The organism is Yoonia sp. (assembly GCF_046498525.1).
Lineage (GTDB): Bacteria > Pseudomonadota > Alphaproteobacteria > Rhodobacterales > Rhodobacteraceae > Yoonia.
The window spans coordinates 1-7,670 of record NZ_JAWOAN010000168.1 but is presented as its reverse complement, the minus strand read 5'-3'; the positions used below and the strand labels follow the sequence as shown (position 1 = coordinate 7,670).

General features: G+C 58.5%; 8 protein-coding genes and 1 pseudogene. 7 read left to right on the top strand and 2 right to left on the bottom strand.

What is annotated here, in order from left to right:
• Positions 1-90: 90 nt before the first annotated feature.
• The 5 genes from R6T97_RS10850 (at position 91) to R6T97_RS10830 (ending at position 3,249) form a co-directional block, all read left to right on the top strand.
• Entirely contained in the window at positions 91-252 is a 162-nt protein-coding gene (locus R6T97_RS10850; RefSeq protein WP_410349307.1) for a hypothetical protein, read from the top strand.
• A complete protein-coding gene (locus R6T97_RS10845; RefSeq protein WP_410349306.1) occupies positions 252-1,166 on the top strand; it encodes an ABC transporter permease in 915 nt (304 codons plus the stop codon). Before R6T97_RS10850 ends, R6T97_RS10845 begins: the two co-directional genes overlap by 1 nt.
• A 29-nt stretch (positions 1,167-1,195) precedes the next feature.
• On the top strand, positions 1,196-2,269 hold the full coding sequence (locus R6T97_RS10840) for a BMP family ABC transporter substrate-binding protein (protein ID WP_410349305.1): 1,074 nt from the start codon (positions 1,196-1,198) through the stop codon (positions 2,267-2,269).
• A gap of 330 nt (positions 2,270-2,599) precedes the next feature.
• Entirely contained in the window at positions 2,600-2,806 is a 207-nt protein-coding gene (locus tag R6T97_RS10835) for a cold-shock protein (protein WP_410349304.1), read from the top strand.
• Positions 2,807-3,039: 233 nt separating this feature from the next.
• On the top strand, positions 3,040-3,249 hold the full coding sequence (locus R6T97_RS10830) for a cold-shock protein (protein WP_055291916.1): 210 nt from the start codon (positions 3,040-3,042) through the stop codon (positions 3,247-3,249).
• 56 nt (positions 3,250-3,305) lie between these two features.
• Here R6T97_RS10830 and R6T97_RS10825 read toward each other — a convergent pair whose 3' ends face one another.
• Positions 3,306-3,992, bottom strand: a complete 687-nt coding sequence (locus tag R6T97_RS10825; protein ID WP_410349308.1) for an arylesterase — start codon at positions 3,990-3,992, stop codon at positions 3,306-3,308.
• On the opposite strand from R6T97_RS10825, the gene R6T97_RS10820 reads away from it, so the two are divergent.
• Both R6T97_RS10820 and R6T97_RS10815 read left to right on the top strand, forming a co-directional pair.
• Positions 3,991-4,683 carry an ABC transporter ATP-binding protein gene (locus R6T97_RS10820; RefSeq protein WP_410349303.1) on the top strand — a complete coding sequence of 231 codons (693 nt, stop codon included), beginning with the start codon at positions 3,991-3,993 and terminating at the stop codon, positions 4,681-4,683. The two genes, R6T97_RS10825 and R6T97_RS10820, sit on opposite strands and share 2 nt — an antisense overlap.
• A complete protein-coding gene (locus R6T97_RS10815) occupies positions 4,680-7,196 on the top strand; it encodes an ABC transporter permease (RefSeq protein WP_410349302.1) in 2,517 nt (838 codons plus the stop codon). Before R6T97_RS10820 ends, R6T97_RS10815 begins: the two co-directional genes overlap by 4 nt.
• 73 nt (positions 7,197-7,269) lie before the next feature.
• On the opposite strand, the pseudogene R6T97_RS10810 reads toward R6T97_RS10815, so the two are convergent.
• Positions 7,270-7,670, bottom strand: a pseudogene (locus R6T97_RS10810) (glutamate--tRNA ligase); the annotation flags it as partial.

Sequence of the window (7,670 nt, the reverse complement as noted above, 5' to 3'; positions counted from 1 at the left end):
TGACCGTCGGCTTTGGCGCGGCCTTTCTATTGCCCGATGGGGTGCAGGAATGGATCATTGCGGAATGAATACATGAGGAGAGCGCACGCCATGAAACTACAGCTGATGCCCTTGGCTATGGGGGCGCTGATGGGGCCACTACTGCGCGTGGCGCGCTTGCACCGGCCATCACCGCGGCACTTCAGCACCGTGCTGGCCAGCGCAATTGTTGTGGCAGGCGGCGTGCATCTTTTCATCCAAGGGATCAACTGATGGATTTGTCGTCAATCAACCCGATCCTTCTTTTGGCCTCGCTCATGGTGGCGGCTACCCCGATTTTGCTGGCCTCCATTGGTGAATTGGTCGTGGAACGCAGCGGCGTTCTGAACCTTGGGGTCGAGGGAATGATGATCACCGGTGCGGTCTGTGGTTTTGTGGTGGCCGTCAACACTGGCTCGCCATGGGTCGGCTTTGTGGGGGCGGCTATTGGCGGCGCTCTCTTGTCGCTCGTCTTCGGCTTTCTGACGCAGGTCCTGCTATCGAACCAGGTCGCCACCGGCCTCGCGCTCACGCTCTTCGGCCTTGGGCTCTCGGCGCTTCTGGGGCAAGGCTATATCGGGATCAAGGCGCCAGAGTTTCCGGATTGGCACATCCCCGTTTTGGGCGACATACCGATCATCGGTCCAATCGTGTTCCAGCATGACCCGATGGTCTATGTCGGGCTGGCCATCGTGGCAGGCGTCTGGGCCCTTCTGAAATACAGCCGCGCCGGGTTGATCCTGCGGGCAGTCGGCGAAAACCACGAAGCCGCCCATGCCTTGGGCTATCACGTCGTCCGCGTACGGATGCTGGCGATCATGTTCGGCGGGGCCTGTGCAGGGCTGGGCGGGGCGTACCTAAGCCTGGTACGCGTGCCGCAATGGACCGAAGGCATGACAGCAGGGGCGGGTTGGATCGCACTGGCCATCGTGGTCTTTGCAAGCTGGCGTCCGGGGCGGCTTTTGCTGGGTGCCTATTTGTTCGGCGGCGTGACCGTTTTGCAGTTGAACCTGCAAGCAGCAGGCGCTGCCATCGGGGTCGAGTATCTTTCTATGGCGCCCTATCTGGCCACTATCGCTGTTCTGGTTATTATGCGGGCTGGACGTGCGCCCGGATCACTGGGACGATCTTTCCATGCCTCGCGTTGAGGCGCATCAAGACCACCAAGGGGAAAAACATGACAATGAGAACACTTCTGGCCGGGGCGACGCTCGCACTTGGCCTTGCAACAGGGGCTACAGCACAGGACACAACAACCGTTGGTTTCGTCTACGTTGGACCAATCGGTGACGGCGGCTGGACATACGAGCACAACCAGGCGCGCCTCGCCGTAGAAGAACATTTTGGCGATGCGGTTGAAACCGTCTTCGTTGAAAGCGTACCCGAGGGCCCAGACGCTGAACGCGTCATGACCCAGATGGCGCTGCAAGGAGCTGACCTGATCTTTACGACATCTTTCGGTTACATGGACCAGACGATCAACGTCGCGGCCCAGTTCCCTGACGTGAAGTTCGAACATGCAACAGGCTATAAGCGCGCCGACAATGTATCCACCTATTCTGCGCGTTTCTACGAAGGCCGCGCGGTTCAGGGGCACATCGCGGGTCAGATGACCGAAAGCAACATCATCGGTTACATCGCATCTTTCCCGATTCCCGAAGTTATCCGCGGCATCAACGCTGCCTATATCCACGCGAAGGAAGTAAACCCTGATATCGAATTCAAGATTATCTGGGCCTACACATGGTTCGACCCGGCTAAAGAGGCCGAAGCCGCTAGCGTTTTGATCGAACAGGGCGCTGATGTGATCCTGCAGCATACTGACTCGACTGCACCGCAGGCTGCAGCCCAGGCTGCCGGTAATGTTGTGACCTTCGGTCAGGCCTCGGACATGGCAGAGTTCGCACCCTTCCCACGGGTCTCTTCCATCATCGATGACTGGGCACCCTACTACATCGCCCGCACACAAGCTGTCATTGATGGCACATGGGAAAGCAAAGACACATGGGACGGCATCGGGCCGGGCATGGTCGGCATCGGCGAAATCACGGACGCGGTTCCTGCGGATGTGAAAGCCTCTGCCGAAGCCCTGATCGAACGTCTGCGGACTGGCGAATATCATGCTTTCACAGGGCCGATCAACAAACAGGATGGCTCCGTCTGGTTGGCTGACGGCGAGATCGCAGACGACGGCTCACTGGCAGGGATGAACTTCTACGTTGAGGGACTTACCGGCGAAATCCCGCAGTAGGACTTCAGCACGACAGAACCTGAAAAGCCCCGCATTTAGCGGGGCTTTTTTCTTGCGTCGGGTGTGTTGGCAGCCCGTCCCTCAAAAGCTAGGGTCCCAGACTGGGATTTATCGGTTTACTGGTGCGCGGACCCCCATCAATTCATCACAAAGCGCATTGTTGCAAAACTAACACTTGATTTGTTTGCGCTTAGGCCCCAAATGACGACTGCAGACGTTACACAACTCGACCACTGTTTTCCCTTTCGGCTACAGTCTATCGATCTTGACACTGACTCAGCCAGGCTGTCGCAATCTCGCGGACAGCATTGATACAAAAGGAAAAACACGATGGCTACTGGCACCGTGAAATGGTTTAACACAACTAAAGGCTTCGGCTTTATCGCACCCGATGGCGGCTCCAAGGACGTTTTCGTTCACATCTCCGCTGTTGAGCGCTCCGGCCTCACAGGCCTTCAGGACGACCAGAAGGTAACTTTTGACGTCGAAGCAGGCCGCGATGGCCGTGAGAGCGCGATAAACCTCGCCCTCGCATAAGCGACTTTGATACGAAAGTGCAGCGCGCGCGCGGCGCGCGCTCACTATTTGTTGTTTGCCCAGCGCGAACAAACACCAAGTTTCCTTGAAATTTTTCATGAATCGTTGCACAATTAGGTTGCGACGTTGACTAATCGACCACTGTTTCCCGTTCCCGGCCCAGTCTTTCGATCACGTTTGACCGAGCCGTTCCGCTGCAATCCCGCGAGCGGAGAACATAAGGAAACAAAGACATGGCTTCAGGCACTGTCAAATGGTTCAACACCACTAAAGGATACGGATTCATCGCACCCGATGGTGGCAGCAAGGACGTTTTCGTTCATATCTCAGCCGTCGAGCGCTCCGGTTTGACCGGGCTCAAGGATGACCAAAAGGTCAACTTTGACATCGAAGCTGGCCGCGATGGGCGGGAAAGCGCCGTGAACCTGACACTAGCCGATTAAGGCAAATTTATATTATACAGATTTTGGGGATGGGCGCCTTTGCGGGTGCCCATTTTTTATTTTCGGACGGCCTTCGCGAGGTCGAGCACCGATGGACCGATTTGCTTAACTATGATGGACACGCCCTCGGCATTGGGGTGAATGCCGTCGGGTTGTAGAAACACGGACATGCCCTCGGACATTGTACCATTTGCCCGCAGCGCGGCCGCAAAATCAGGATAAAGCGGAATACCGTATTCGGCTGCAAGTTCGGAATACATGGTTTCAAACTCCTGTTTATATGCCGGTCCATAGTTGCCTCCGACGGTCAGGCCAACCAAAAGCATCTCTACCCCGGCCCCTTGTCCTGCGGCTAGAATACCATCAAGGTTCGCGCGGCTTACCGCAGGGTCAAGCCCGCGCAGATAATCATTGCCACCCAGTGCCACGATCATCGCGTCGATTTCGGGGGTCAGTGTCCATGCCACACGGCTAAGCCCCCCTGCCGTGGTATCGCCGGAGACACCCGCGTTCACGACCTCGACATCTGCGCCCTGTGCGTGCAACCACGCTTGGAGCTGCGGGACGAACCCCTCGTGCTGGGCAAGCCCGTAGCCCGCAGTCAGACTGTCGCCCAAGGCCGCGATTTTCACGGTTTCCGCTTGCGCAAACGCCGTTGTCAGCAAAACCGCAACCGTCAACTTGCTGGCGCGTGAAACGGCCCCATATGCAAGAGCAGACACACGCACTAAGGCAGCCCTTATGATCAACCCAGTTCTTTCCATTGAAAATGCAAACTTGTCGTTGGATGGCAACGCAGGCCGCGTGGATATTTTGCATGACATTTCCATCGACGTCGCGGCTGGGGAAACGCTGGGGCTGGTCGGGCCGAGTGGGTCTGGCAAATCGTCGCTCCTGATGCTGATGGGCGGGCTGGAACAGGCGACATCGGGCAGGATCATGGCCCTCGGCCAAAATCTGACTGCGATGAACGAAGACCAGCTTGCCCTCTTTCGTAGGGATAATATGGGGGTGGTGTTCCAATCTTTCCACCTGATCCCGACAATGACCGCGCTGGAAAACGTAGCAACGCCGCTGGAACTTGCCGGTGTAAAGGATGCCTTCGACCGTGCAGAGGCTGAATTAAAGGCCATGGGCCTTGCCGACCGGATCGACCATTACCCCAACCAGATGTCGGGAGGCGAGCAGCAACGCGTCGCCCTTGCCCGCGCCTCTGCCCCGCGCCCGCAGATTTTACTGGCCGATGAGCCAACCGGCAATCTGGATGAAACCAACGGGCAGGCGATCATTGATCTGCTCTTTGATCTGCGCGACCGGCACGGCGCGACGCTGATCATGGTGACCCACGCAAATGAGCTTGCCGACCGCTGCGACCGCGTTGTGCGCCTGCGCGATGGACGAATTGATGGTCCGATGGCAAAGGCCGCTGAATGAGTCTTGCCATCGCATCCCGATTTGCCGCGCGCGAATTACGCGGCGGATTGCGCGGATTCCGCGTGTTCTTGGCCTGCCTTGCCTTGGGTGTCGCTGCAATCGCGGCTGTGGGCACTGTGCGCGCGGGAATCGAAGCAGGCCTGAAACGCGATGGTGCAGCCCTCTTGGGTGGCGATGCCGAGGTGGAATTCACCTACCGCTTCGCTCGCGATGCCGAATTGCAATGGCTGCTGGGTATTTCGGATCAGGTATCCGAAACCGTCGACTTTCGCTCGATGGTCGTGGTCGAGCGCGACGGTGAAACGGAGCGCGGTCTGACCCAAATCCGTGCAGTTGATGACCTGTATCCTTTGATCGGTGAGGTCCAGCTCGATCCACCCATGCCTTTGCCCGATGCACTTGCCGACAAAGGCGGCGTGATGGAACGGGTTTTGGCCGACAGATTGGCGTTGTCACCCGGTGATACCTTTCGCTTGGGCGAACAGGCGTTTACCCTACGCGCGATCCTTGACCGTTATCCTGACAATGCCGCTGGCGGCTTTGGACTTGGGCCGCGGACCATCGTTTTGACCGATGATTTGGCACAATCCGGACTGATCGCGGAAGGCACACTGTTTTCCACACAATACCGGCTTGACCTGCCGGACGGTGCAGACCTGCAAGCACTGGAACAGAGTGCCGAGGCGCAGTTCCGCGACAGTGGCCTACGCTGGCGTGACAGCCGCCGGGGGGCAGGCGGCGTGGAACAATTCGTGGATCGGATCGGTGCGTTTCTCATACTTGTCGGACTGTCCGGGCTGGCCGTCGGCGGGGTTGGCGTATCGGCTGCCGTGCGTGCCTATCTTGCAGGTAAAACCGGTGTGATCGCGACGCTGAAAACACTCGGGGCCACGCGCCGTATTATCTTTCAGACCTACTTTATCCAGATCGGTGTTCTGACCCTTGCCGGTATCATGATTGGTCTGATCCTTGGGGCGGGCCTGCCTGTTCTGTTCGCGCCCGTCATCGAAGCCCGGTTACCGATCCCTGCTGTTTTCACCATCTATCCCGCTCCTCTGTTCGAAGCTGCGGTTTATGGCCTGCTTGCGGCCCTTGTCTTTACCTTGTGGCCGCTGGCCAAGACCGACGATATCCGTGCGGCAACTCTGTTTCGGGATGCTTTCACGGCCGGTGCGACACTGCCCGGGGCTCGCTATCTGGTTGCGATCGCTGCGTTGCTGGCCGCCTTGATCGGCGCGGCGATCTGGTTTTCCGGAACGGTGTTTTTGACCCTCTGGACCGCTGGTGGTATCGCGGGCGCCTTGGGTATTCTCGGGATTGCGTCCATGCTGATCCGATGGGTGGCACGCCGTTTGCGCAAACCTTCCCGCGGTCACCCTGCCCTGCGCCTTGCCTTCGGATCCATAGGTGCACGCGGGGGCGAAGCCACGTCGGTTGTTCTGTCACTGGGCCTTGGTCTGACGGTGCTTGCGGCTGTAGGTCAGATCGATGGCAATCTGCGCAGTTCTTTCTCGAATGATCTGCCGGAAGTGGCGCCAAGCTATTTCTTCGTGGATATCCAGCCCGACCAGATTGCAGGCTTTCGCGAAAGGCTCGACACCGATGAGGCTGTCAGCCGCGTTGACACTGCACCCATGTTGCGGGGCATCATTACGCAGATCAACGGTCGTCCCGCAGAAGAGGTTTCAGGCGGGCATTGGGTGACCCAAGGGGACCGGGGCATCACCTATGCCGACGCGCGGCCGACAGGCACCGAAGTCACCGCCGGAACATGGTGGCCCGAAGGCTATGACGGCCCGCCGCAGATCAGCTTTTCCGCTGAAGAGGCCACCGAGATGGGTCTGCAACTGGGTGATACGATGACTATCAACGTGCTGGGCCGCGATATTACCGCCGAAGTCACCAGCTTTCGCAATGTAAGCTGGGAAGACGCCGGTATCGGCTTTGTGCTGGCGATGAACCAAGGAGCGTTGGCCGGAGCCCCGCATAGCTGGATATCGACCGTCTATGCCGAGGAAGAAGCCGAAGCCGCGATCCTGCGCGATCTGGCCACGGCCTATCCCAACATCACCGCCATCCGCATTCGTGATGCGATCGATCAGGTCATTGAACTGGTTGGAGGTATTTCATCGGCGACACGCTATGGTGCGTTGATTACGCTTGTGACCGGTTTTCTGGTCCTGATCGGCGCGGCAGCGGCCGGTGAGCAGTCACGGACGTTCGAATCTGCCGTCTTGAAGACACTGGGTGCGCCGCGCCGCAGGATCATCACCAGCTTTGCATTGCGCGCGGCGATCCTCGGGCTTGCGGCAGGTGTTGTGGCGTTGGGTGCCGGTATTCTGGGGGGATGGGCAGTTTCGACCTTCATCATGGAAACCGGCTATGCAATCATTTGGTCCAACGCCCTGCTGATCATAGGCGGCGGCGTGCTCGCCTCGCTTCTGGCCGGGCTGGCCTTTGCGTGGCGTCCTTTGTCGGCAAAGCCGGCGCAAGTATTGCGGGCACGCGAATAAGCGATCCTTCGTTCTTGGGCTATGACAGCCTCGGTGTCGGGCCGGTTTTAGAATAAGATAAACCTGTTGGGGTTCAATCGAGCGTCGGGCGCGTTTGCAAAAGCCGCATCACATCGGCCATCTCGGGACCGCGCTCGCGGCCGGTAACTGCCTTGCGCAACGGCATGAAAAGGCCTTTACCCTTGCGCCCCGTCGCCTCTTTCACGGCAGTTGTCCATTCGCCCCACGTGTCGGATGTGTAAGGCAAGGTTGGCAACATCGCAAAGGCTTCTGCCACGAATTCGCGATCCTCGTCAGCAACAAGCGGCTTTGCACCATCACGGAAAAGCACCCACCAGTCAGCCACCTCGTCAAGGGTATTGATGTTGTCACGGACCACGTTCCAGAACGGCTCTCTGAATTCTTCGGGCACGCCAGCCGATGTCAAGACATCGGCCACGTCCGCAGAACCAAGTGTTGCAAGATAGCGGGCGG

Excerpts from the sequence above, each read along its gene's own strand:
- R6T97_RS10850 (WP_410349307.1), top strand. The coding sequence starts at position 91 with ATGAAACTACAGCTGATGCCCTTGGCTATGGGGGCGCTGATGGGGCCA.
- R6T97_RS10845 (WP_410349306.1), top strand. The coding sequence starts at position 252 with ATGGATTTGTCGTCAATCAACCCGATCCTTCTTTTGGCCTCGCTCATG.
- R6T97_RS10840 (WP_410349305.1), top strand. The coding sequence starts at position 1,196 with ATGACAATGAGAACACTTCTGGCCGGGGCGACGCTCGCACTTGGCCTT.
- R6T97_RS10835 (WP_410349304.1), top strand. The coding sequence starts at position 2,600 with ATGGCTACTGGCACCGTGAAATGGTTTAACACAACTAAAGGCTTCGGC.
- R6T97_RS10830 (WP_055291916.1), top strand. The coding sequence starts at position 3,040 with ATGGCTTCAGGCACTGTCAAATGGTTCAACACCACTAAAGGATACGGA.
- R6T97_RS10820 (WP_410349303.1), top strand. The coding sequence starts at position 3,991 with ATGATCAACCCAGTTCTTTCCATTGAAAATGCAAACTTGTCGTTGGAT.
- R6T97_RS10815 (WP_410349302.1), top strand. The coding sequence starts at position 4,680 with ATGAGTCTTGCCATCGCATCCCGATTTGCCGCGCGCGAATTACGCGGC.